The organism is Staphylococcus sp. GW823-FHT05F06, from assembly GCF_058795495.1.
In genome coordinates this window covers 1-24,023 of record NZ_JBXAHW010000015.1, presented here as the reverse complement: position 1 = coordinate 24,023, position 24,023 = coordinate 1, and the positions used below count along the sequence as shown (strand labels likewise).

Below are 24,023 nucleotides of genomic sequence, written 5' to 3'. Positions count from 1 at the left end.
ACTACATCATTGTAAAGATTATTTTTAGGTCTATATAATTTTTTTTGATACAATAAAGTCAATGGAGGTGCCTTATGACAGTAAAAGTTGAACATCTTACAGGGGGATATGGAAAAAAACCTGTAATTAAAGATTTGAATTTTGAATTAGAAAAAGGTGAAATTGTAGGTTTAATAGGTCTAAATGGTGCTGGGAAAAGTACTACAATTAAACATATGCTAGGATTGATTAATCCAATGGAAGGCAAATTATCAATTTCAAATATTAAAATTAATGAAGATATTGAAAATTATAGAAGAAAGTTATCTTATATACCTGAATCACCAGTCATCTATGATGAACTAACTTTAGAGGAGCACATTGAAATGACGGCGATGGCTTATCAATTAAGTAGAGAAGAGGCTATGCGTAGAGCTAAACCATTACTTAAAGTTTTTAGATTAGAAAATGAACTTAAAGTATTTCCAAGTCATTTTTCTAAAGGGATGAAACAAAAAGTGATGATTATTTGTGCATTTATAGTTGATCCAGAATTATATATTATTGACGAACCTTTCCTCGGTTTAGATCCTTTGGGGATACAGTCTATGTTAGATTTAATGGTAGAAAAAAGAAATGAAAATCGAACAGTATTAATGAGTACACATATTTTGGCTACAGCCGAAAGGTATTGTGATAGATTTATTATTTTAGATAAAGGTGAAATTGTTGCATTTGGTAATCTTGATGAGTTACGGGAACAAACAGGATTAAAAGATAAAACTTTAGATGATATTTACATCCATGTCACACAAGGTAGTAGTGCTTATGAATAACGAGGCGTTAACTTTGTTTAGAAAACGACAACAAGCTATACGTAAGGAGAAAAACTATTATAATAAATTTATATTTAATGGTCACTTTACAGTTTTTCTACTTATACTATTAGGAGCATTTATATTTGGATATGGCGAATGGTTAAGTCACATTCCTCCCCAAATAGACTATGCACTATTTGCTAGTATAGCATTAGCTGTTGTTTCATTATTCCCAATTCGTACACTCTTAAAAGAAGCGGACCAAATCTTCTTACTACCTTTTGAAAGACACATGAAAAATTATATTAATGCAAGTCTGTTTTATAGTTATATTTCAAGAATCAGTTTACCGTTCATTTTGCTAATCGTATTCTTTCCATTGTTTTATAAATTAAGTCACAATCATTATGGATTTTATATCGCATTTTCTATAAGTACATTGCTATATCCATATTTGGTATTACTCATCAAATGGCAATGGGTTAAATTAAATAAAAATGTGTTCATTATCAACATATTATTATTTATACCTTTAGCAGTAACGCATTACATGATTTTAAGATTTCATAACTATTTAGCTTTTTTAATAATGATTATATTATTTGTAATTTATTTAGTCCTAAAGACTAAAGCAGATCACTATTTACTTCCTTGGGAAAAAGTGATTGCAATTGAACAACAACATCACACAAATTATTATAAATTCGTTAATATGTTTACAGACGTAAAACACCTAAGAGAATCAGCAGTACGTCGTAGTTATCTTGATTTCTTACTACCCGTTCCTAAAGGTGCCAAATTTAATGAGAATCGGATGTATTTATATTTATTTATAAGAAGTTTTGTCAGAGGACGCGATGCTTTTTCTATTATTTTAAGATTAGTTATTATCGCTATTATATTAATGGTATGGTTATCACAACCGGTTGTTTCATTAATTATCGGTAGTTTGTTTATGTATATTATTTTATTACAAATGTCTCAATTTTATACGCAACAAGCATACGGTTTATGGCCTCAAGTTTGGCCTGTATCTGATACAAAAGTTATTGCGGGATATCAGCAATTTTTAAATCGCTTGATGATTATAATCGCTATTACATTTACGATTGTTTATGTAATCAAACACCATGACTTATTCTTTTTTGCTGTATTATTCTTTATAGTAGGCTGGCTAACCATTCGAAATGCAGTTAAAAAATTAAAATATCAAGAAACATTATTACGTGACTAAATCAAATTTAGTTAGAGTAAAATTTATTTTAATTTATTAAAGTCAAAAGAGGGATTGAATGTTTGAAACGATAACGACAGCCGCCATCCTGTATATTGCTACAGCGGTTGATTTATTAGTTATATTATTAATATTTTTTGCAAGAGCTAACAATTATCAACAGTATAAAGATATTTATATTGGACAATATCTAGGGTCATTAACTTTAATTTTTGTAAGTTTGTTTTTTGCTTATGTACTTAACTATGTACCAGATAAATGGATTTTAGGATTGCTTGGTCTTATACCAATTTATTTAGGAATTAAGGTTGCTATATTCGATGATTGTGAAGGGGAAAGAAGAGCTAAAGATGAACTAAATAAAAAAGGATTATCTGAGTTATCAAAATCTGTAGCAGTAGTCACATTAGCAAGTTGTGGTGCAGATAATATAGGATTATTTGTACCATATTTCACTACCATAAATAATTATGAATTAGTTATCACTTTAATCACATTTGTAATCTTAATTTTTATTCTTGTCTTTACCGCTCAAAAATTGGCTAATATACCTGGCCTAGGTGAAGTCATTGAAAGATTTAGTAGGTGGATAATGTCAATAGTCTATATTGGTTTAGGACTATTCATTATCATTGAAAACGGAACAGTTCAAAAACTCTTTCATTTTGTTTTTTTAGTGTAATGAGATTATATTACAACTATAATTCATTCGGTAACTTCCATAGTAAATATGGTGGTTGCCGTTTTTTAATTCAACAAACATAATCAATTGAGATGAGTTTGAGGATGAAATGCCATTTAATTAAAGCTATAGCTAAGAGGTAATACATCATGGCTAAATTAAAGATAGAATAAAATCGGTGTTTTAATCAATGTAAATTAGAATAAGTAAAAGTATTTAACTATATACAAAAAGATGCCTATGACCATATGTAATGTCACAGGCATCTTGTCGTATAAACAATTGCCATAAATAGAAAAATGCACTTAGAAATTCTTTAGAAAATGCAATTTGAAAGATGTAAAAAATTAATGGATATAACAATTAATCAAATTTATTATCTCACTACATCAATCACTCTGCTTAGTATAGTTCCTTTTACAGGCAACAGATTAACCTAAAATTTGATAAATCTCTATCAACGGTTGAAATGTCTTTTAACATCATTCCATATAATTTATAAGTAGACTAAATAACTGTGTTCATATTTTTTGAATATATAATTTGTATTGACGAATTAATGATCTTCTATTGGATATAAATATCTTTCAAAATAGCTGGAATGTTGACCACTAGCACCAAAGTATTGGCTCAATGCATCTTTTGAAAAGTTTTCATTAAATATATCAGAAGCTTTGAAATCTTCATATGCTGTTCGATTTGCAAAACCAAAGTAAATTTTGTAGGTAGACCCCTCAGTGGGTTTTAATAAACGATAGCTTTTAAAACCACCAAAATTACTTAAAGGTACGTCTACGTGTAATAATTTTTTCTCTAGCTGTTGACGGTGATCTTCAGATGTAGGGACAAAAATAGCACTATAAAAATGATGTTCGCTAAATTCACCTGTGCTATCAATCACTTGATATGCACTAGGATGTTTTAAGATTGATTTTCCCTCAGACTCTTCTAAGATTATTGAGGAATCATTAGTGGAAAATTGAAATAAATTACGTTCTTGATGATTAAGTTTAATTTGATTTAAAAATTGGTAAGTCCCATAAGATGTATATAAATACATGGCTCATTCCTCCTTTGTTTAAATTTATTATACGAGCCTACTGTTCTATATACAAATAAAGTTGATTAATTTGTATAAAAAAGTAATTTATTTTTAGATGACAAATTAAGAAAAATCATAAATTATTTAATATTAGTCATGTAATTTAATATCTATCCAACTTTTAGTAAATAAGAGATATCTTATTAAAGAATTTTATCCACTTGGTACAGTCAAATGTAGTGTGTCTTTTTTGTGACATTTAAGCATATTAAAATACTTAATTAAGTGCAATATGCTATCATTGGTAAGAATGATTCAATTGTGGGGGGACTCAAGGGTGCGCAGCAAAAACGATACAATTTTAAAAGCTATAAAAGGAGAAAGTACGTCACATACACCTGTTTGGTTTATGAGACAGGCTGGACGTTCTCAACCTGAGTATCGAAAATTAAAAGAAAAATATTCTCTATTTGAAATCACACATCAACCGGAATTGTGTGCATATGTGACACATTTACCAGTAGATAATTATCAAACCGATGCGGCTGTATTGTACAAAGATATTATGACACCACTCAAACCAATTGGTGTAGATGTCGAAATTAAATCAGGAATAGGACCTGTAATTTCCAATCCTATTCAAACTGTTAAAGATGTAGAAAGGCTATCCCAAATAGATCCTAAAAGAGATGTCCCATATGTATTAGATACAATTAAGTTACTCACTGAAGAAAAACTTAATGTACCTTTAATAGGTTTTACAGGAGCGCCATTTACTTTAGCATCTTATATGATTGAGGGAGGGCCTTCAAAAAATTATAATTTTACTAAAGCGATGATGTATAGAGATGAGGAAACATGGTTTGCTTTAATGAACCATCTCGTCGACATTTCTATTGATTATGTTGTAGCACAAGTGGAAGCAGGAGCGGAAATCATTCAGATTTTTGATTCCTGGGTTGGTGCACTCAATGTGAAGGATTATCGCTATTATATTAAGCCAGCCATGAATAAATTGATTTCTGGCATTAAAGCTTATTATGATGTACCTATCATTCTTTTTGGTGTCGGTGCAAGTCATTTAATTAATGAATGGAATGATTTACCGATAGATGTACTAGGCCTTGATTGGAGAACTACAATAAAGCAAGCTGACAAAATGGGAGTCAATAAAGCAATTCAAGGTAATTTAGACCCATCTGTACTGTTAGCGCCATGGGATGTCATAGAATCACGACTCAAAGACATATTAAATCAAGGTTTAAATCGTGGAAAGCATATTTTCAATTTAGGTCACGGTGTATTTCCAGAAGTTAAACCAGAAACTTTGCGAAAAGTGACTGAATTTGTTCATAATTATACAGCGAAATAGTTTTTAAAGATTTGGTTAGATTCCAAACCTTACTTCATTGATTCAAATTAAAGATTTAAAAGGAAGGTTTTTATTAATGACTAAAACAATAGGCTTATTAGTAATGGCGTATGGTACACCATATAAAGAAAGTGATATAGAGCCTTATTACACTGATATTAGACGTGGAAAAAAACCAACTGAAGAAGAACTGCAAGATTTAAAGGATAGATATGAATTTATTGGTGGGCTTTCTCCTTTGGCAGGAACAACCGATCGTCAAGCCGAAGCATTACTCGAAGCATTAAATAAAGAACAAGATGATGTGAATTTTAAACTTTATCTCGGATTAAAACATATATCTCCATATATTGAAGAAGCAGTAGAGCAAATGCATAATGATGGAATTAAAGAAGCAGTAACAGTTGTTCTTGCGCCTCATTATTCTAGTTTTTCTGTTGGCTCTTATGATCAACGTGCTCAAGAAAAAGCAGATGAATATGGCATCCAGTTAACACATATTAAACACTATTATCAGCAGCCAAAATTTATTAAATATTGGACGGAAAAAATTAATGAAACATTAGAACAAATACCTAATCAAGAACATGATGAAACTGTATTAGTAGTTTCTGCACATAGTTTACCAAAAGGGTTAATTGAAAGAAATAATGATCCATATCCTCATGAATTGCATGAAACAGCGGAAATTCTTAAACAGGAATCTAACATCATCCATGTTGCTGAAGGGTGGCAATCAGAGGGGAATACTGGAACACCTTGGTTAGGCCCAGATGTCCAAGATTTAACTCGTGATTTATATAAGGAACACCAGTTTAAGCACTTTATCTATACGCCAGTAGGTTTTGTTTGTGAACATTTAGAGGTGCTTTATGATAATGATTATGAATGTAAAGTGGTTTGTGACGATATTGGGGTAAATTACTATCGTCCAGAAATGCCTAACACACATCCATTATTTATCGGTGCTATTGTTGACGAAATTCAATCACATATATAAATGAGTCTGTCATCCAAACCTATTAAACAAAACAATTCCTCCATTTTAATAGGGGGAATTGTTTTTATAATTTTTTCTTTTAGAGTCGGTATATGGCGTATTTTAATAAATTTTTAAGCAATTCTGAAAGGAAGCGTGGAAAAGTGAGTAAGAAAGTGGCAATTATTGGAGCGGGAATCACTGGTTTATCTAGCGCATATTTCATTAAAAAACAAGACCCTTCTATTGAAGTAACTATCTTCGAAGCCTCAAATAGAGTAGGTGGAAAGATTCAAACATATAGATCAGATGGTTACACAATTGAGTTAGGCCCTGAGTCTTATTTAGGTCGTAAGACAATTATGACTGATGTGGCAAAAGATATTGGATTAGAAAATGACCTTATAACAAATACTACTGGCCAATCTTATATTTTTGCTAAAAATAAATTATATCCTATTCCTGGTGGCTCAATTATGGGAATTCCTACAGATATTAAACCATTTATTAAAACAAGACTCATTTCACCTATTGGTAAATTAAGAGCGGGGCTTGATTTGTTTAAAAAACCGATAGAAATTGAAGATGATATTTCTGTTGGTAGTTTCTTTAGACAACGATTAGGTAATGAAGTATTAGAGAACTTAATTGAACCACTAATGGGTGGTATTTATGGCACTGATATTGATCAATTGAGCTTAATGAGTACATTTCCTAACTTTAAGGAAAAAGAGGAACAATTTGGTAGTTTGATTAAAGGAATGAAAGACGAAAAAGAACAACGTATTAAGAAACGTCAATTATATCCAGGTGCTCCTAAAGGACAATTCAAACAGTTTAGACACGGATTGAGTTCTTTTATAGAGGCTCTTGTTAAAGATATTGAAAGTAAAGGTGTCCACATACGATATAACACGCCAGTCAAAGATATATTGATTTCGCAAAAAGATTATGAAATTTTATTAGAAGATGACAGTAAAGAGAAATTTAATGGCTTACTTGTAACAACACCACATCAAGTATTTCTGAACTGGTTTAGTCACGATCCAGCATTTGATTACTTTAAAAACATGGATTCTACTACTGTCGCAACAGTTGTTTTGGCCTTTGATGAGAAAAATATTACCAATACGTACGATGGAACTGGCTTTGTTATTGCAAGAACAAGTCAAACGGATATTACTGCATGTACTTGGACATCAAAGAAATGGCCATTTACTACTCCAGAAGGTAAAGTTTTAATTCGAGCATATATAGGAAAACCAGGTGATACTGTAGTAGATGATCACACCGATGAAGAAATAGTATCAATTGTTAGAAAAGACTTAAGCCAAATGATGACCATCTCAGGGAATCCTGATTTTACAATTGTAAATCGGTTACCTAAGAGTATGCCCCAATACCACGTGGGTCATATTAAAATGATTAAAGAAATTCAACAACATATTAAAACAACTTATCCTAGATTACGTGTTACAGGGGCACCGTTTGAAGCTGTCGGTTTACCAGACTGCATACAACAAGGTAAGAATGCAGTTGATGAAATATTAGAAGAGTTATAATAATATAATGACACTTTAATTAGAAGAATGTAATAAGTTAGATTTACGCTATAAATATATGGCAAGGAAACTTATTCGATTTCTTTTTAAAGTGTTTTTATTTACAATAGAATTAATAAAGGAGTGAGAGGAAAGATGACAGACATTATAATTGTACACTCAAAACATGGTAATTCTAAAAATCATTGGTATGAATGGTTAAGGCATAATTTAACTTTGGAAGGGTATGATGTTTCTTTATTCAATCTTGAAGCAAATGATCATGCTCAAATTGATGAGTGGGTTAATGAAATGAAACAACAACTACATATCCGTAAAAAAGATACATATTTTGTGACCCACGGATTTGGCTCAATCGCTGCTTTAAAATTTCTTGAAGAAACGCATCATCACATTGAAGGTTTCTTTAGTATCGCAGGATTTAAAGAAGATGCACAAGATATAGACGAAGATGTAGATTTAAAAGGGGTAACCATCGATTACGATAAAATAAAAGAGCAAGTAGATAAATTTTATGGACTCACGTCTAAAGATGATCAATATGTTTCATACAAGGAAACACAAAGGCTGATGAATTCACTTAATGGACATACACGTGTAGTAGAAGATGGGGGACACTTTTTAGAAGAGGAAGGTTTTGTAACATTTACTTCTTTAATTAACAGAATGCAAGGATATATGACTAGGTAGGATGTTTACACATCTATCCTAGTCTGTACTTTCAAACATTAAATATTATTGATAATAATTCATATCATTTAGTAATTTAAATTATAAAATGATATATGAAGTAATTTTTTACACAAATAAATCGAAAAACGATATTGACTATTATGGCTTAAGTTTATATACTTAATAGGTAATTGTTTAGAGGGCGTTAAACCTTAAGTGTTACATTTATTTTTTAATGACATTTAAAGAAATTGTTAAAATAATTTAAATAAAGTGTTGACATCATTAACTATTTAATGATATGATTAATAGGTAGTCAAAAATAATATTGGCGCGGGATGGAGCAGTTCGGTAGCTCGTCGGGCTCATAACCCGAAGGTCGGTGGTTCAAATCCGCCTCCCGCAATACATGTTTTATTAGGTCTCGTAGTGTAGCGGTTAACACGCCTGCCTGTCACGCAGGAGATCGCGGGTTCGATTCCCGTCGAGACCGCCATTACAATTATGGTTCAGTAGCTCAGTTGGTAGAGCAATGGATTGAAGCTCCATGTGTCGGCAGTTCGACTCTGTCCTGAACCATTCGCTATTTTTGGCGGTTGTGGCGAAGTGGTTAACGCATCGGATTGTGGTTCCGACACTCGAGGGTTCGATTCCCTTCAACCGCCCCATAATCGTATTTCATTAAGCGGGTGTAGTTTAATGGCAAAACCTCAGCCTTCCAAGCTGATGTTGTGGGTTCGATTCCCATCACCCGCTCCATTTTATTTATCCACAGTAGCTCAGTGGTAGAGCTATCGGCTGTTAACCGATCGGTCGTAGGTTCGAATCCTACCTGTGGAGCCATGGCTCCTTGGTCAAGCGGTTAAGACACCGCCCTTTCACGGCGGTAACACGGGTTCGAGTCCCGTAGGAGTCATACAAACAGAAGTGAAATATCGCTTCTGTTTTTTTATTATTATATTCTATCATGGAGAGTTGTCCGAGTTGGCCGAAGGAGCACGCCTGGAAAGTGTGTAGGCGTCACAAGCGTCTCGAGGGTTCGAATCCCTCACTCTCCGTTATTTGTTTGTACCTCGTTAAATCTCGTGAAACAAAACGTTGATTTGACGGGGTTTTGTTATATCTTATTAACTTTCGTTAAACCTCGTAAGTCAAACTAAACGTTCCCGTAACATTCCTCTATATTGTTAAATTGATAAAAACGTCCCCGCAAAATTAAATTACGTTCCCGTTCATATTTTCCAATACATTCACTGTTTTTTCTCTTTCTGTCTGCTCTACTTCATCTAATAGATGCGAAATATGCATCCATAGTAGTTTTAATATTTTTGTAACCTAATCTCTTTGAAGTGTAATAGATAGATACGTCATTGAGTAGTAAATAAGAACAATGCGTGTGTCTTATACTATGCAAAGTATATTTACCTATTTTATTTTCTAAACAAAATTTTTGTAACACTTTAGATACAGCATTGTGTGTAATCAATCCTACACCTGTACTGAATAATTGATTTGATAAACTCACTGGCATTTTAGATAATGTTTTTCTTAACATATTCATATCTGCAGCAGGTATATCTACAGTTCTATCTGAAGTTTCTGTTTTCGTTCCTGGTAAGTGTATTGTATTATTTTTATAATCTAAATCACTTCTACTTAGTTTTTGAACTTCTCCAAAGCGACCTCCAGTGACGATTAAAATATAAACAAATACATATGATTGAATAGGGGGATCAGATACATACTTCTTTAAATTTACAAAATTTTCTATGCTCATAAACTTTTCATCTTCTTTTTGTGCAGGTGTCTAGGTAAGATGGTTGGTAAATTAGAGGTGTGACACCTAGAAACGATTTGTTAAATGCTAATATTACCGGACAACTTAATTTAAATTATAGATTAATTTAGTTAGGTTTCATCACTAGTAAAAAAGACATGGACTATATAACTAAGAACATCAACAGTTTTACTAAGAGACTTGCAGAGGCTATCAATGGTAGACAAATAAACGCACTAAAAAGCAACCCATCTAGCAAAAAGATAACTTGGAACTGGGGAGGTACTTTCTACCCTAACGCACCTAAAAGTGGTATTAGAGTTAGAAGGTCGCTAGGTATCAATGGCGCTATTGTTGAAAGTGGCTCGTGATTATACAGAAAGACAGATTGGGTTAAATTCGACCAAGTTATTAAAAAAGATGGATATTGGTGGCACCACTTTAAATATCAAGCACCAGGTTCAAGTAATAAACATTTCTATTGAGCCGTTAGTAAAATTATAAACAAACAACAAAAAATAAAAAATGAGTAATATTGGGGTAAAATAGACTGGAAATGATATAATTAAATTACCAGGTCATTGTACAAGGGTAGTCGCTATGGCTACCTTATTTTTTTATACAAAAAAAGCGACTAAAAAGTCGCTTTTAAAAGTGTTATTTCTTTTTATTAAAATACATTAAAGTGATTATAATTGAATACGTGAAAAGAAATATCATTATAAACATTGCCATGTAATCACCTTTTCCTTATTTACAAATATAGTTGGTTGCACCAGTACAGCCTAGAGAGCTTATCAGACCACAAATTGTAGCTAATGAAAAGCCTCCCCAACCAGTAGTAATACCTAAAGCTGTAGCAGTTGCCCAACAACCTGCAGCTCCACCGGTACCACATAAAGCTCCTACTGCCCATTCACACCAACCACGCTCTTTAGGTGGTAAGTTTTTAGCAGAATCTTTTTCGATTTCATCTTTAGAGGTATGTTTAAAGTTTTTATCGTAGTAATGACCTTTCTGATCTATATTAAATTCATAATAAGGTTTGCCATTTAAAATGCCTTTCATATTAATATATTCTTTATTATTATATTTAACAAATTTTGAATACATCATATGATTGTAGAAAACTTCATTGTTTGCTTCGTTATATTTTAATTCAATCATTGCAAGGTTATCATTCATTTTAGCTAATTTTTTACCAAATACATAGTTAATAGAATATACATTGGTGTTTTTACCTTTATCCAAATGAACAATAATATCGTCATCTTTTATTGAGTCAATAGAAGTTGAATTAGCGTGCTTTTTATAAGCATTAGATTTTTTTATTTTTTTAATAATATTTTGTTTAGTTTTACTATCCACATTACTTTGAGGTTTGCTCACCTCATTATTTGCAGCATTAACGTTTTGAAACCCTGTTGCAACACAAAAACTTGAAATTATTATAATAGATAAAATTGATAGAAATAATTTTCTCATTAGAATTCCTCCTTATTGTGTTCTATACTCATACTATCATTTTAACTAATTAATATAACGATAATTCCTATGTGTTTATTATCATTTCGTAGATGTCGATATCAAAATTTTAACCATTTTACTAAAAGGTATGTTTTTTATTTTGGCAGAAATCTGTAATAGTCTGTTTAAAACATTTTGTATATGTTTCATATCTTTTATAGCAATTGAAATGATTTTATTAGCTGATTTTGTCATAGTACTTCTTAAATGAATAGTACTATTGATTTAATCTATATCGTTATATTGTAATTTTATACCTCTCCAAAAGGTCCACCTGCAGCTATAAGTATAAAAATTGCTAAATATGATAATTCATTTTTACAAGTTGAGAATTATTTTAATTTCCTGTATTCAGTTAAAGACATGAATTTATCTTCTTCTTTTTTTGTAGGTTTCCTTTCATAGATAGGGTCGTTCCAAGTTTGATCACGTTCAATTATTTCCTCATTTAACGCATCTTTAAAAGCTTGTGAAAAGCAATTATTTAATTTTTGAACACTTGCTTTCGTATGTCTTTTTTATGTCCACCAATAATGTGACCTTCTGCATACTCTTTTAACATTTCGCTATATTTAAGTTGTGAAAAATTTTTAATAGCTGTATTGCCAAACTTTTCATCAAAGATATTTAATGCATTATAATAACAGTTTAAAGTTGATTGTGATATTTTGTTCTTTTTATTAATTTTTATACAATCTTGAAAGTTTTCTAGAAACGGTGTTTCAGACGAAATGAGTTGGTTCTTATTTATTTCATTGTATTTAAGTTGCATTGTCTTATACGCTACTTTTTAGTTTTATAACCTCTTTTACGATAGCTCTTATTTTACATCTAAAATCATAAGACCATGTTATATTAATTTTTTCACATTCATTCTCGTTGTTCTTCTCTTGATGCTAAAAAATAGGACGAGAAAGTAACTCGTCCGTAAACTTAATTATCCAAATGCTCAATAGCATATTTTGCTTCTGATTCTGTAAATTTTTCACCGTAGTTAGACACCAAAAGATCGTAAATTGAGTCATTAGACATATGCATATCTTTGGCATATGATTTTGCTTTCTCAAGTGCATTCTTTTCATAATCAGCCTCTAGATGATCTATAGCATATTGTGCATCTTCTTTATCAAATTTTTCTCCATATTCAGATGTTAAAATATCATAAATTCCTAGTTTAGACATGTGAAAATCATCATAATATGACTTTGCCTTTTCAAGCGCAGAGTTCTCCAATCGTGTTGCAGATTCATTTTCTTTTCCAGGTTCTTTAGTATTTTCTTTGGTGGAGTCATAATTAGTTTTTGTTTCTTCTACTGCAGTTTTATGATTTCGCTCGTCTTTATCATTTACATTATTCTCTGTAGTTTCTTTAGTTTCGTTATTTGAATTTGATGTTGCTGGTACAATCATTTGTAGATTACCATAATAGGTAATGCTTGCTAATACGATAACTGAAATTGCAACAGTAATGATTGTTCTTGCAATAGATGGCCACTTGCTAAATTTCCACATGAGAAATAAACCTAGTGGAAAAATGAATAAAAGTGATAAAACTATAAACCATTCTTGTTTGTACCATGATGTCGTTTCTTGTTGCATAAAACGTCCTCCTGTGTATCTATTTGATGAAAAGTAGCAGGTTTAATTTTTAATATATTGAAAAAAGCAAATTTGTATATTTAAGGTTATAGAATCACATTGTTAGAAATAAATGTGTAGTAGGTAAGTTAAAGTAATTACTCAAGTCTTGAAGTGTTTTGCAATCGTGAGCGTTGATTGCTTTTTCAATTTGATTTAAAGAGATTAGTGCGTTAGTTAAATTACTTTTCACATAGTACATAGTAAGTGTTGATGTCTTCTCTCACATAAGAACTTGATGATAATTTACTGTTAACATATAATTCACTACCTAAAATGACTCATTCTAATTTATTTGGCATTTCAATATATTTAATATCTATATCATCAATCAACTCCTTATATTGATGCATAATTCTCACTCCTTATTTAGTTTTAGAAATTGCATATTGATTATATTTATAAAATCAACTCCTATATGAAGGTTTAAATTATGCGTAATTTTATATATAAAAAAGAGACGTAATCATACTAAAGTGTAAATTAGTAATATAAGCGTCTCTCTTTATTTATCGCTATTTTTCTTTTGTTTTTATTAATCCATAAAAGCTATAATTTCTCTCATTTCATCTTCAGTAACATCAGGTGTAATATAAGTGATAATTTGATTGTTTTTCATTACGAAGTTTTATTCTGTTAATTTAGTAACATTAAACATTATCAGTTACAGTTTAAATTCTCTTTATTCCTATTGGAATGTTAGAATGAGTGAGTTTTGTAGCTTCATCTATTTCCCTTCAATCTATAGTTTATTATTCGGTGAAATATCTCGGAAAAAGTATTTAACAATTTCGGTACTCATATAAAACCCCATAGTGTTATATAAAGTAATTTAAAAATATAACAAACTAAACGGTGTTACAATATTATATAAATAAAATATATTAAACAATGAATTCATGAGGTGATTCTTTTTGAAAAGAGAACGATTCTTATAAAAATGTATATATAGTTAATAATAGAATGATTGATGAAAATAAATAGAGCACATTATTAATTGAAATGTGATAATGAAAGTTGCGTAGGTTACTAACTTAAAAGCATGATTACATTAAAGACTTATAGTTGACGCATGTAGTCCACATTTTCAATAGGGGATTGACTTTTGGACGTATTACTTTAAGTTGAAAATAACATATTAAGCTCAACTACTGATATTTAATAAGCAAGTAGGTATAATTATACGTGTATATAATTTGGAGGAATGCATTGTGAATTTTTGGTTACAGGAACAAGCTCAATCAAATGGAAATCGATTAGCGATTGTTACAAATCAGTTATCTTTAACGTACGAAGAATTATATCATCGTGCAAAAACAATCGCGGAATATTTAACTTCTTTAAATCAGAAAAGGATTGGTTTATATATAAGCAATGATATTGATTCAGTTGTTTTGATTCATGCTTGTTGGTTAGCTCATATTGAAATAGCTATGATAAATACACGTTTAACGCGACATGAGATGATAAATCAAATGAATTCAGTCGACATAGCAACGATTGTACACACGTTGCCTTTAGAATTAGAAGGGTTTAATTTATATCATTTTAATGATTTAACACAATTAGATAAACATGATGTTTCAGGTTACAAATTTAATTTAGAATCGATTGCATCAATTATGTTTACGTCTGGAACGACGGGACCTCAAAAAGCTGTGCCTCAAACGTTTAATAATCATTTAGCCAGTGCTAAAGGCTGTAAACAAAGTTTAGGATTCGAACAAAATACTGTGTGGCTTTCGGTCTTACCTATATATCATATTTCTGGGCTCAGTGTTATTTTGCGCGCAGTGATAGAAGGATTCACTGTCAGACTTGTTAAAAAGTTTCAAACTGATGATATGTTAACACAAATAAAGACTTATCCAATCACCCATATGTCCCTTGTTCCACAAACGTTAAAGTGGTTAATGGATGCAGGATTGACTCAACCATTTTCTTTAGAAAAAATTCTGCTAGGTGGTGCTAAATTATCACCACAATTAATTGAGCAAGCATTGACTTATCGTTTACCTGTATATAATTCTTTTGGTATGACAGAAACTTGCTCTCAGTTTCTAACAGCCTCACCTCAAATGCTCAAAGAACGTTTCGATACTGTTGGAAAACCAAGTGAAAATGTCGAAGTGAAAATAAAAAATCCCAACGCATATGGACATGGAGAGTTATTAATTAAAGGTGAAAATGTGATGAATGGTTATTTATATCCCAAATATTTAAAAGACACATTTGATAATGATGGGTATTTTCAAACTGGAGATATAGCTGAAATAGATGATGAAGGTTACGTCATAATATATGATCGGCGCAAAGATTTGATTATAAGTGGTGGAGAGAATATTTATCCTTACCAAATTGAAACAATCGCAAAAGACTTTGAAGGCATTGAAGATGCCGTATGTGTAGGAATATCAGATGATACTTGGGGTCAAGTACCAATATTATATTATGTGACAAATCAAGATATTAATCAAACTGAATTAATAGAACATTTTGAGAATCATTTAGCTAGATATAAAATTCCTAAAAAATATTATCAGGTCAAATCTTTACCTTATACATCGACAGGTAAATTACAACGTAAAAAGGTCAAAAGTGAAGACTTGAATGAGGGAAAGAATAATGAAAGTTAAGGCAATCAATCTATATACTTATAAGGAACCTTTTAAATCACCAATTTCAACACCGAAAGTGAAGTTAACGCATCGAGAAAGTTTGTTTACGGAAATAGTAACTTATAGTGGAGAAACTTATTATGGAGAATGTAATGCATTTTTAACTAATTGGTATGATAAAGAAACAATACTCACAGTCGTAAACAGATTAAGACAGTGGATACCGCAAGTACTTCATAAAGATATGACATCTTTTGATTCATGGTTACCTTACCTAAATCAAATGAATGATGTGCCAGCTGCTAGATCAATGGTTGTCATGGCTGTTTATCAAATGTATAACGACTTGCATGATTTTGAAGTACAATACGGTGCTACAGTTAGTGGCTTAACTAATAGTCAAATTGAAACATTATTAGAAACAAGACCGAAACGTATAAAACTTAAATGGTCAACATCACTCATCAAAGATCTTGAAACTATACGTTTATTAAATTTTGATTGTGATATTGCTATAGATGCAAATGAATCATTAACAAAGCCATCATTTTTACAATTAGCCAACGTAAATACATCAGATATTATATATATTGAAGAACCTTTTAAAATTCTAGAAGATTTAAATGATATTGATATGTCTATTTTTCCTAGAATTGCCATCGATGAAAAGGCACTTTCTATAGAAAAAATACAATCAATAATTCAGCAATATCCCATACAAGTCGTCGTGTTAAAACCATTTAGACTTGGGGGAATAGATAGAATGTTAAACGCCATGAAAATTTTGAAAGAAAAAAATATAAGGTTTGTAGTTGGGGGCATGTATGAGTTTGGTCTAAGTAGATATTTTACAGCAATGTTAGCTAAAGAAGGAAGTTATCCGGGTGATATTACGCCACACGGTTATTATTTTTCTAACGATATCGTAGAGACAAGTGGCATATTAAAAGGGGGAATGATTTATTTCACTCCCCCTAAAGTCAAACGTTCTTTACTTAACAAAGTTTAATGATGATGTGTGGTTTTAGAATTTTTATCTTTTTTTAATGGAACAGGATCAAAGCCACCTTTATGCAATGGATGACATTTAAGTATGCGTCGTACACCGAGATAAAGTCCCTTTAGTGCACCATGGTATTCGATGGCTTCTCTAGTGTATTGTGAACATGTTGGATAAAATCGACATGTTGGTGGTGTAAGTGGCGAAATAAAACGTTGATAAAATACAACTAGAGATAATAATATTTTTTTCAACATTGATAAAGGCCTCCAACTAAATATTTAATAATTATATTTTAACACAGGATGAGAGGAAGTGAGGAACGTGGAGTTTGAGGATAAAGATGGAAGGATTGTAACATTGAACTATAAAAATGAAAATGATATGCCTAATGGCAATCACGTTCTTGCAATTCCGGTATACAATAATCAGTTATTATTTACAAACCATCAACATCGTGGGATAGAGTTTCCTGGTGGTAAAGTTGAAATAAGCGAACAAAGTAAAGAAGCAGTAATTAGAGAACTATACGAAGAGACGGGGGCAATCGCAAAATTTATCTATTATTTTGCACAGTATAGTATAAAAATGGAGCATGATGAGCCGTTTATAAAGGACGTTTACTTCGTTGAAGTAAGTCATTTGGAATATGTAGATACCTATTACGAGACTTTAGGCCCTTGTCTTTATCATCAAATTAATGATATTCCTTTAAATAAAAGAAGTTTTTTAATCAATGATAAGGCGATTCTTCATTGTTTGGAAAGGGTGAAAACACTTGGATTTTATTAAGGAAAAGCGCATGCCAATCGAATATGAAACTCATTTTTTTAATGAAGTAACATATCTTGTAGATTATTTAAAAGTCAAGGCTCTGATGATGATTCCGAAAAATAAAAAAGATATCAAACGTATCGTTATATACTTAAGAGGTGGTAAAGGGCAAGTTGGAAGAGTGAGAGCTGCAAGACTTATGCAATTTGCAAATGAATATACTTTAGTTATAGGTCCTTACTATAGAGGAAATAATGGAAGTGAAGGAAGAGATGAATTTTACCGCGGTGATTTAAATGATGTAACGCATTTGATTCGACTTTTAAATCAAAACTATCCTTCTGCATTTATACATATGGTAGGATTTTCACGTGGAGGTCTACAAGGATTACTTACTTTTAATGATTTGCCTGTAGATAGTTATATGATTTGGGGTGGCGTATCTGATATACATTTAATGTATGAAGAACGAGTTGACTTGAGAGGTATGCTACGACGAATGGTTGGACATCCAAAAAAAGATGCGAAAGCTTATAAAAGCAGAGATGCAATGCAATTTATAAAAAAAGATAGTCCTCCTATTCTCATTATTCATGGTGGCAAAGATATTCAAGTTGGAATACATCAAGCTTATGATTTAGAAAAAAAATTAAAATCCAAAGGAATTTATTATCAAACCTATTATCAATTGGATGAAGGTCATGTACCACGACCTCCTGCGATGAGAGACGTAATTCGATATATACATCAATGGATGAACGACGTCGAAAATAAAAATTTAAATATATAGTGACAATGGATTATACAAGTTGATGATAGCAATGTAGATATTAGGAATAATTAGTTATTAAATAAAGAGACTGTTTGAAACTCTAGAAATGTATTATCATATCCAGATATCCTCAAATAAATGTATTATTATTTCCATCGTCATTTAAATAAAAATTTAAGTGCCCGAGATATTAAAAGCTTTCTCAGGCACAATGCTTTTAAATTTAGCGTGATAAATGTGTATATTAATTATTGATTAAATGCACCTTTGTTGGCAATATGTTCAACTTCCTTGCCGAATTTTTTAAAGTTATTATTAAAGCGTTGAATCAAATCGTAAGCTTGTACTTTGTAGTTATCTTTATTGTTCCAAGCATTGATAGGATTCAGAATAGTTGTAGGTATACTGTCAATCTGAACTGGAATATTTAAGCCAAATGTATCATCTTTAATATATTTAGTATTTTTTAATTTACCTGATATAGCTTGATCTACCATTTCACGAGTATAGTGTAGACTAATTCTTCGCCCTATACCATATTTACCACCTGTCCATCCAGTATTTACTAGATATACATCTACATCATGAATATCGATTAAATTTCCAAGTAAATCAGCGTACTTTGTTGGACTTAAAGGTAAGAATGGTGCACCAAAGCAAGTTGAAAACGAAGGTTGAGGTTCAGTAACACCACGTTCTGTTCCAGCTAGTTTAGACGTGAATCCACTTAAGAAATGATACATTGCTTGATCTTTAGTTAGCTTAGAAATAGGAGGGATAACTCCAAATGCATCAGCGGTTAAGAAAATAATCGTATTCGGATGTGCTGCCTTTGAAGGTGTAACAATATTCTCTATATAGTCAATAGGGTAGGCGGCGCGAGTGTTTTCAGTATAGGTGTTATCATCAAAATCTACCGTACCGTCATCATTTGTAACTGTGTTTTCTAATATTGTTCCGTATTTAATAGCATTATAAATTTGAGGCTCTTTCTGTTTAGATAAATGAATTGCTTTTGCATAACATCCACCCTCAATATTAAAAACGCCATTTTTATTCCAACCATGTTCATCGTCACCAATTAACTTACGTTTTGGATCGGCAGAAAGCGTCGTCTTACCAGTTCCTGATAATCCAAAGAATAGTGCTACATCTCCTTTTTCTCCAACATTAGCTGAACAATGCATACTCATGATATCCTGCATTGGAAGCAAATAGTTCATTACAGAGAAAATACCTTTTTTCATTTCACCAGCATATTCTGTGCCACCAATTAAAATCACTTTATGTTTAAAAGATATAATGACAAATGTTTCACTATGTGTCCCATCTAATTTGGGATTAGCTTTAAAGTGAGGTGCTGAAACAATTGTGAAGTTGGGTTTTATATTTTGAGCTTCATCTATAGATTCTGGACGAATAAACATGTTACGAGCAAATAAATTATGCCAAGCTAATTCATTTATCACCTTAAGTTTAAGACGTGACTCTTTATCGCTCCCTGCATATCCACTAAATATGTAAAGTTCCTCTTTCTGATTTAAATAATCGAGTACTTTATTGTAAAGTTTTAGAAATGTTTCTTCATCCATGGGCTGATTGATATCTCCCCAATTTATATTATCCTTATACGATGGTTCAGTGACTATAAATTTATCTTTAGGTGAACGACCAGTGTACTTACCTGTTTTAACATTTATTGCCCCCAGTTCAGTTAACTCACCCTCATGATTTTTTAAAATTTTTTTGTATAATTGTGTTGATGATAGTTGAAAATGTGATGTAGCTTTTTCTATTAGCTGATTTATCTTAAGTGTTTCTGTGTATGTATCTATAGACATACCCAATCCCTCCATACGATAATTTATGTAAGCCCTTACATTTAGATAGTATAACATACCGATTGAATTTATCCACTTTAAAATAGAAATAGTGACAATGTATAAAATTGACAACATACTTTGAATTAGATATTATTAAGTTTAACGGATTCTCTTATCCTGAGTGGTGGAGGGACATGGACCCAATGAAACCCAGCAACCTCTTTATTTAAAGAAAGGTGCCAAACCGTTTGCAGACAAATATGGTCTGAACGATAAGAGCGAATGGACGTTTAAGAGCCTTCTCTCTATCTATATAGTGAAGAAGGCTCTTTTATTTAGCTCTCATATTTAAAGAGAATTTTCGTAATTTATTTAAAGGAGAAAATGATGACATACAATAAACGATTATTTACCTCAGAATCAGTTACTGAAGGCCATCCTGATAAAATTGCTGACCAAGTTTCAGATGCCATTCTTGATGAAATATTAAAGGATGATCCCAATGCTCGTGTAGCATGTGAAACAACAGTAACAACAGGAATGGCACTTATTTCTGGAGAAATCTCAACAACTACTTATGTAGATATTCCTAAAGTGGTGAGAGAAACGATTAAAGATATTGGTTATACTAGAGCAAAATATGGTTATGATTCACAAACAATGGCAGTGTTAACTGCGATTGATGAACAGTCTCCTGATATTGCACAGGGTGTAGACAAAGCTCTTGAGTATCGAAATGATATTTCTGAAGAAGAAATTGAAGCAACAGGTGCAGGTGACCAAGGATTAATGTTTGGATATGCAACTGATGAAACTGATACGTATATGCCTCTACCTATATTCCTGTCGCATCAACTTGCTAAACGATTGGCTGATGTACGAAAAGATGAAATTTTAGATTATCTTCGTCCAGATGGAAAAGTACAGGTGACTGTTGAATATGGTGAAGATGACAAACCTAGACGTATTGATACCATTGTAGTTTCTACACAACATGCTGAAGATGTAGAGTTAGCACAAATTGAAAAAGACATTAAAACGCATGTTATTTACCCAACTGTAGATAAAGCTTTATTAGATGATGAAACTAAATTTTACATTAACCCGACTGGACGTTTCGTTATTGGAGGACCTCAAGGAGATGCTGGTTTAACTGGACGTAAAATTATAGTTGATACGTATGGTGGTTATGCCCGTCATGGTGGAGGTTGTTTTAGTGGTAAAGATCCTACTAAAGTAGATCGTTCAGCAGCTTATGCAGCAAGATATGTAGCTAAAAATATTGTTGCAGCTGGTTTAGCTAAACAATGTGAAGTACAACTTGCATATGCAATTGGTGTAGCAGAACCCGTTTCCATTTCAATTAATACGTTTGATACTGGAAAGGTTTCAGAAGCACGTTTAGTTGAAGCTGTAAGAAAGCATTTTGATTTAAGACCAGCAGGTATCATTAAAATGTTAGACTTAAAACAACCGATATATAGACAAACAGCAGCGTATGGTCATTTTGGACGTACAGACGTATTGTTACCATGGGAAAAATTAGATAAAGTCAATGTTTTAAAAGATGCTGTTGAAATTCAATGACTTGTAAAATAGAAAATAAATAATTATAAAATATATGTCGAAAATAAGCCTTTTTTCTATTATAATTAGAGTTATTGAAACTGATAAAGGAGCGTTGTTTTAATGGATTTTTCTTCACCGACAGTAATTGGCTTAATTGTTGCAATACTTGTGGCTGTTTTATTCTTTATACTCTTCTTAATAGCGAACCATAGTAAGAAGAAAGTGAAGAATCAAACAGAAGCACATTATAAAGAAAAAGAACAACATCTAAAAGAATCTCATGAAGAAGCTTTAGAAAAAGAGAGAGTTGAGAATAAAAAAGTTGTTACAAAACAAAAAGAAGATTTTGACGTGACAGTTAGTAACAAAAATCGTGAAATTGATGCGTTGAAACTATTCTCAAAAAATCATAGTGAATATGTTACAGATATGCGATTAATTGGTATTCGTGAGAGACTAGTAAATGAAAAGAGAATACGCCCTGAAGATATGCATATTATGGCAAATATTTTCTTGCCTAGTAATGAGTTAACTAATATTGAACGTGTGAGTCATCTTGTACTTACACGAACTGGCTTATATATAATTGATTCTCAATTATTAAAAGGCCATGTTTATAATGGTATTAGTGGTGCGCAATTTAAAGAATTACCTACGATGTCACAAGTTTTTGACACGCTCGACTTAGATTCATCACAGCCACAGACATTGGTCTTAGATCAAAATGAAGATCAACATTCATTATCTTTTGTTAATTATTCAGATAAGATTAAACATATTGAAAAATTAGCAGGAGATTTACAAAATGAATTGAATACCAAATATACGCCTACATCAATACTGTATTTTAATCCTAAAAAGGATAATGATGTTACAATTTCTCATTATACGCAGTCATCAAATGTTAAAGTTTTAGTTGGTCCTGAACAATTAGATGAATTCTTCAACAAGTTTGTTTTCCATGGACGCATACAGTACAATGTGGATGATTTACAAGATATCATGGTTAAAATCGAGTCATTCAATTAAATTATTAAAGAAATACTTTATTTTTCATATGAGTGCTTATTATAGTCTTCAAAACAATTACTACAAATTAATTGTTTTGAAGGCTTTTTTGATTTGATAGTATTACTTTTTTAAATAGTAAAAAGAGGGTATGTATTACTAGTAAACTTTTCAATTACAATGATTAAAGGAGAGATTATATGGAGACGGTTCAATTTTATAACGGAAGAACAATGCCGAAAATAGGGCTCGGAACTTATAGAGTAAAAGATGGCGATGAATGTAGAGAATCTGTAAAATATGCTATCGAACGGGGTTATAGAAGTATAGATACGGCAATGATTTATGGTAACGAAGAAACGGTAGGTCAAGGTATTAAAGAAGGATTAGAATCGACTGGTTTAAGTCGTGAAGATTTATTTATAACTTCTAAATTATGGCTAACTGATTTTGGACGTCAAAATGTGGAAGATGCCTATCGACAATCTGTTGCAAAATTAGGACTGGATTATTTAGATTTATATCTGATGCATTGGCCAGGTACAAATGAAGCGGTAATGATTGATACTTGGAGAGGTATGGAAGACTTGTATAAACAAAATCAGGTGAAAAATATTGGTGTGAGCAATTTTACTCCAGAACATTTTGAAGCATTGCTTGCCCAAGTTTCTATTAAACCGGTCATTAACCAAGTAGAATTTCATCCTTATTTAACACAAAATAAATTACGAAAGTATTTAGAAGCTCAAAATATTATCATGGAATCATGGTCTCCATTAATGAATTCACAAATTCTCCATGATGAAGTCATAAATGAAGTAGCTAATGAAGTAGGAAAAACTCCAGCCCAAGTTGTAATAAGATGGAATATTCAGCACGATGTTGTTGTTATACCTAAATCCGTAACACCACATCGCATAGAAGAAAATTTAGACGTATGGAATTTTGAATTAAGCGACAACCAAATGGAAAGAATCGATCAATTAAATCAAGATAAAAGAATTGGACCTAACCCTCTTGAATTTGACGGTAAGTAAATCAATAGTAAAATGAGGTTGGGACATAATTCCTAGCAAAAAAGTCAGTAAATGAGTTTTCAGAAATTCATTTACTGGCTTCTTTATTTACAATACTTCGTATTGTTGGCTCGCTTTCTTAGGGGACAGCTTCAGCCTGT

Annotated in this window: 21 protein-coding genes, 8 tRNA genes, 1 pseudogene and 1 riboswitch; of the genes and pseudogenes, 23 read left to right on the top strand and 7 right to left on the bottom strand. The window is 31.6% G+C overall.

The genetic code is table 11. From position 1 onward, the window contains the following. The first annotated feature begins 74 nt into the window (after window positions 1-74). From ecsA to AC1Q7N_RS09695, 3 genes are read left to right on the top strand one after another with little or no spacing between them, the layout of a single operon-like run. Window positions 75-815, top strand: coding sequence for an ABC transporter ATP-binding protein EcsA (gene ecsA, locus AC1Q7N_RS09705; RefSeq protein ID WP_001829855.1), 741 nt, complete (start codon window positions 75-77; stop codon window positions 813-815). Then, window positions 808-2,031 (top strand): ABC transporter permease EcsB, encoded by a 1,224-nt coding sequence (gene ecsB, locus AC1Q7N_RS09700; RefSeq protein WP_002470395.1) that lies wholly within the window; start codon window positions 808-810, stop codon window positions 2,029-2,031. The genes ecsA and ecsB overlap by 8 nt, the downstream gene beginning before the upstream one ends. A gap of 58 nt (window positions 2,032-2,089) precedes the next feature. Continuing rightward, window positions 2,090-2,713 carry a CadD family cadmium resistance transporter gene (locus AC1Q7N_RS09695; protein WP_002468833.1) on the top strand — a complete coding sequence of 208 codons (624 nt, stop codon included), beginning with the start codon at window positions 2,090-2,092 and terminating at the stop codon, window positions 2,711-2,713. Between the two features lie 556 nt (window positions 2,714-3,269). On the opposite strand, the gene traP is transcribed toward AC1Q7N_RS09695, so the two are convergent. Further along, window positions 3,270-3,773 (bottom strand): signal transduction protein TRAP, encoded by a 504-nt coding sequence (traP, locus tag AC1Q7N_RS09690; RefSeq protein WP_002468814.1) that lies wholly within the window; start codon window positions 3,771-3,773, stop codon window positions 3,270-3,272. A 292-nt stretch (window positions 3,774-4,065) separates the two neighbouring features. On the opposite strand from traP, the gene hemE reads away from it, so the two are divergent. From hemE to AC1Q7N_RS09630, 12 genes are all read left to right on the top strand, one after another. Continuing rightward, entirely contained in the window at window positions 4,066-5,127 is a 1,062-nt protein-coding gene (gene hemE / locus AC1Q7N_RS09685) for a uroporphyrinogen decarboxylase (protein WP_002456355.1), read from the top strand. Window positions 5,128-5,203: 76 nt separating this feature from the next. After that, the gene (gene hemH / locus AC1Q7N_RS09680) at window positions 5,204-6,127 is read left to right on the top strand and encodes a ferrochelatase (RefSeq protein WP_001829846.1); all 924 of its coding nucleotides are present in this window, start codon (window positions 5,204-5,206) and stop codon (window positions 6,125-6,127) included. Window positions 6,128-6,270: 143 nt separating this feature from the next. Continuing rightward, window positions 6,271-7,668 carry a protoporphyrinogen oxidase gene (gene hemY, locus AC1Q7N_RS09675; RefSeq protein WP_002469574.1) on the top strand — a complete coding sequence of 466 codons (1,398 nt, stop codon included), beginning with the start codon at window positions 6,271-6,273 and terminating at the stop codon, window positions 7,666-7,668. Between the two features lie 135 nt (window positions 7,669-7,803). Beyond that, window positions 7,804-8,358 (top strand): RBBP9/YdeN family alpha/beta hydrolase, encoded by a 555-nt coding sequence (locus tag AC1Q7N_RS09670; protein ID WP_001832974.1) that lies wholly within the window; start codon window positions 7,804-7,806, stop codon window positions 8,356-8,358. Between the two features lie 314 nt (window positions 8,359-8,672). Continuing rightward, window positions 8,673-8,746 (top strand) — tRNA-Met (locus AC1Q7N_RS09665). A gap of 14 nt (window positions 8,747-8,760) precedes the next feature. Continuing rightward, a tRNA-Asp gene (locus AC1Q7N_RS09660) sits at window positions 8,761-8,836 on the top strand. Between the two features lie 10 nt (window positions 8,837-8,846). Continuing rightward, window positions 8,847-8,919 (top strand) — tRNA-Phe (locus AC1Q7N_RS09655). Window positions 8,920-8,932: 13 nt separating this feature from the next. Then, window positions 8,933-9,008, top strand: a tRNA-His gene (locus AC1Q7N_RS09650). Window positions 9,009-9,025: 17 nt separating this feature from the next. Then, window positions 9,026-9,099 (top strand) — tRNA-Gly (locus tag AC1Q7N_RS09645). 9 nt (window positions 9,100-9,108) lie between these two features. Beyond that, a tRNA-Asn gene (locus AC1Q7N_RS09640) sits at window positions 9,109-9,183 on the top strand. 1 nt (window position 9,184) lies between these two features. After that, window positions 9,185-9,256 (top strand) — tRNA-Glu (locus AC1Q7N_RS09635). Window positions 9,257-9,309: 53 nt separating this feature from the next. Continuing rightward, window positions 9,310-9,398: transfer RNA gene (locus AC1Q7N_RS09630), tRNA-Ser, on the top strand. Between the two features lie 224 nt (window positions 9,399-9,622). Here the strand turns inward: AC1Q7N_RS09630 and AC1Q7N_RS09625 are convergent. Further along, window positions 9,623-10,117 (bottom strand): site-specific integrase, encoded by a 495-nt coding sequence (locus AC1Q7N_RS09625; protein WP_002456422.1) that lies wholly within the window; start codon window positions 10,115-10,117, stop codon window positions 9,623-9,625. A gap of 158 nt (window positions 10,118-10,275) precedes the next feature. Between AC1Q7N_RS09625 and AC1Q7N_RS09620 the strand changes: the two are divergent. After that, window positions 10,276-10,602, top strand: a pseudogene (locus AC1Q7N_RS09620) (amidase). A 265-nt stretch (window positions 10,603-10,867) separates the two neighbouring features. Here the strand turns inward: AC1Q7N_RS09620 and AC1Q7N_RS09615 are convergent. From AC1Q7N_RS09615 to AC1Q7N_RS09605, 3 genes are all read right to left on the bottom strand, one after another. Further along, a complete protein-coding gene (locus AC1Q7N_RS09615) occupies window positions 10,868-11,602 on the bottom strand; it encodes a halocin C8 precursor-like protein (RefSeq protein ID WP_002456424.1) in 735 nt (244 codons plus the stop codon). Between the two features lie 526 nt (window positions 11,603-12,128). Continuing rightward, entirely contained in the window at window positions 12,129-12,416 is a 288-nt protein-coding gene (locus AC1Q7N_RS09610; protein WP_002456426.1) for a hypothetical protein, read from the bottom strand. A gap of 161 nt (window positions 12,417-12,577) precedes the next feature. Then, window positions 12,578-13,243 carry an Ltp family lipoprotein gene (locus AC1Q7N_RS09605; protein WP_002456427.1) on the bottom strand — a complete coding sequence of 222 codons (666 nt, stop codon included), beginning with the start codon at window positions 13,241-13,243 and terminating at the stop codon, window positions 12,578-12,580. A gap of 1,250 nt (window positions 13,244-14,493) precedes the next feature. Here AC1Q7N_RS09605 and menE point away from each other — a divergent pair. Together menE and menC are read left to right on the top strand one after the other, a co-directional pair. Continuing rightward, entirely contained in the window at window positions 14,494-15,918 is a 1,425-nt protein-coding gene (gene menE / locus AC1Q7N_RS09600) for an o-succinylbenzoate--CoA ligase (protein ID WP_002456429.1), read from the top strand. Then, on the top strand, window positions 15,908-16,909 hold the full coding sequence (gene menC / locus AC1Q7N_RS09595) for an o-succinylbenzoate synthase (RefSeq protein ID WP_002486229.1): 1,002 nt from the start codon (window positions 15,908-15,910) through the stop codon (window positions 16,907-16,909). Before menE ends, menC begins: the two co-directional genes overlap by 11 nt. Here menC and yidD read toward each other — a convergent pair. Continuing rightward, window positions 16,906-17,154, bottom strand: a complete 249-nt coding sequence (yidD, locus tag AC1Q7N_RS09590; RefSeq protein WP_002457867.1) for a membrane protein insertion efficiency factor YidD — start codon at window positions 17,152-17,154, stop codon at window positions 16,906-16,908. The genes menC and yidD overlap by 4 nt on opposite strands. A 70-nt stretch (window positions 17,155-17,224) precedes the next feature. On the opposite strand from yidD, the gene ytkD reads away from it, so the two are divergent. Both ytkD and AC1Q7N_RS09580 read left to right on the top strand, forming a co-directional pair. Beyond that, window positions 17,225-17,692, top strand: coding sequence for an RNA deprotection pyrophosphohydrolase (ytkD, locus tag AC1Q7N_RS09585; RefSeq protein WP_002468782.1), 468 nt, complete (start codon window positions 17,225-17,227; stop codon window positions 17,690-17,692). Beyond that, complete coding sequence (locus AC1Q7N_RS09580) at window positions 17,679-18,464, top strand: alpha/beta hydrolase family protein (RefSeq protein WP_002456431.1); 786 nt, start codon at window positions 17,679-17,681, stop codon at window positions 18,462-18,464. The genes ytkD and AC1Q7N_RS09580 overlap by 14 nt, the downstream gene beginning before the upstream one ends. 230 nt (window positions 18,465-18,694) lie before the next feature. On the opposite strand, the gene pckA is transcribed toward AC1Q7N_RS09580, so the two are convergent. Further along, complete coding sequence (pckA, locus tag AC1Q7N_RS09575) at window positions 18,695-20,287, bottom strand: phosphoenolpyruvate carboxykinase (ATP) (protein WP_145376532.1); 1,593 nt, start codon at window positions 20,285-20,287, stop codon at window positions 18,695-18,697. Between the two features lie 151 nt (window positions 20,288-20,438). Beyond that, window positions 20,439-20,548: riboswitch (SAM riboswitch) on the top strand. Window positions 20,549-20,656: 108 nt separating this feature from the next. Between pckA and metK the strand changes: the two genes are divergently transcribed. The 3 genes from metK (at window position 20,657) to AC1Q7N_RS09560 (ending at window position 23,883) form a co-directional block, all read left to right on the top strand. Then, window positions 20,657-21,856, top strand: coding sequence for a methionine adenosyltransferase (metK, locus tag AC1Q7N_RS09570; protein WP_001829830.1), 1,200 nt, complete (start codon window positions 20,657-20,659; stop codon window positions 21,854-21,856). Between the two features lie 102 nt (window positions 21,857-21,958). Further along, window positions 21,959-22,867, top strand: coding sequence for a hypothetical protein (locus AC1Q7N_RS09565; RefSeq protein WP_001829840.1), 909 nt, complete (start codon window positions 21,959-21,961; stop codon window positions 22,865-22,867). A 179-nt stretch (window positions 22,868-23,046) separates the two neighbouring features. Next, window positions 23,047-23,883 carry an aldo/keto reductase gene (locus tag AC1Q7N_RS09560; protein ID WP_001829832.1) on the top strand — a complete coding sequence of 279 codons (837 nt, stop codon included), beginning with the start codon at window positions 23,047-23,049 and terminating at the stop codon, window positions 23,881-23,883. Window positions 23,884-24,023: the final 140 nt, after the last annotated feature.